This is a genomic window from Endozoicomonas sp. ONNA1 (assembly GCF_024606325.1).
In the GTDB taxonomy this organism is placed as follows: domain Bacteria; phylum Pseudomonadota; class Gammaproteobacteria; order Pseudomonadales; family Endozoicomonadaceae; genus Endozoicomonas_A.
The window spans coordinates 1-1,040 of the sequence record NZ_JAHHPN010000177.1 but is presented as its reverse complement, the minus strand read 5'-3'; the positions used below and the strand labels follow the sequence as shown (position 1 = coordinate 1,040).

The following is a 1,040-nucleotide window of genomic DNA, read 5'->3' as shown; positions in this document are numbered from 1 at the left end:
TGCAAATCCTGAAAAAGCAAAAAGAACCGTAAACGCAGCCAGACAACCAAAAGACTTGAAGCCGGGCATCAGAGTATCAAATGAGGTATTCAATAAAATAATACATGCCCAACATTTATTTCAACTGGATAACAACATTATTAAGGAAGTCAGATTAATTCAGGCAAATCCGGAAAAATTTTTACAACAGGTAGAAAAACAGATCTCGGCATTCAAAAAAGCTGTAGTAAAAAATAAAAACCCAACAAACGAGCTGGGACTGGGCTATTACTACTTTCTCAAGGCACTGGCCATGATGAGGGCCAAAATGTCAGATGATGACAAAACTATTGAGTTGTCGTTTAGCCCGCAAGTCATGTTCAATGCCAAAAAGATAAAAGAGACCATTTTGCATTCTGAAAACTTCTACTTCCCTTATGCCAGAATGCTCTTGCTGTTTTTTGAATATGCCACGAAAGGAGAGCTTCTGGTAACATTATCAGCCTGTGCCTCTGCATTCTCCGGAGTGTCACAGTCTATTGAGATTTTATTAGAGTCGGAGTCGCATTCAGCGGTTCTGACCGGAGTGTTACTAAAGTGGCTATTGCTGATTCCCAAGCCTTTCGAACTGAAACTAGCGTTTGAAGCAGACACCTACCTAAAAAATCCACAAAGCAAAATTCCAGGCAGAGTAACACCTTCCATACGTCTACTCAGAGAGTTTTTGGAGCAACTTCCGGCGAAAGGCTCTGATGGTGCAGTTGATCTTATTTTAGCTCGAATAGACGAGACTTTTATAAATCCCCTATATCTGCCATACGAACAGCATGAACACGCAGAAGCGATAGCAGCAGTGCTAGCGGCAGTGGAAACTGCGTCAGTGAAAGCGCAAAAGGCAAAGCAAGTAATAGCAGAAATTCGTGTGCAAACACAAGAGCATGCGAAAGCGGTAGATGAATTAAACACGGCATCGATCGCGTTAGCGAAAGCAAAAACAGTTGCAGAAAAATTCGAAAAAGTGGAAGCAAGAGAGTCATTGGAAGCGATAAAGGAAGAGGAAG

The 1,040-nt window shown here is 41.7% G+C and carries 1 protein-coding gene; it reads left to right on the top strand.

The window, feature by feature from the left end; translation table 11 throughout:
- Nucleotides 1–1,040 (top strand): hypothetical protein (locus KDK19_RS04185; protein ID WP_257291388.1); only part of this gene is annotated, 1,040 nt, incomplete at both ends.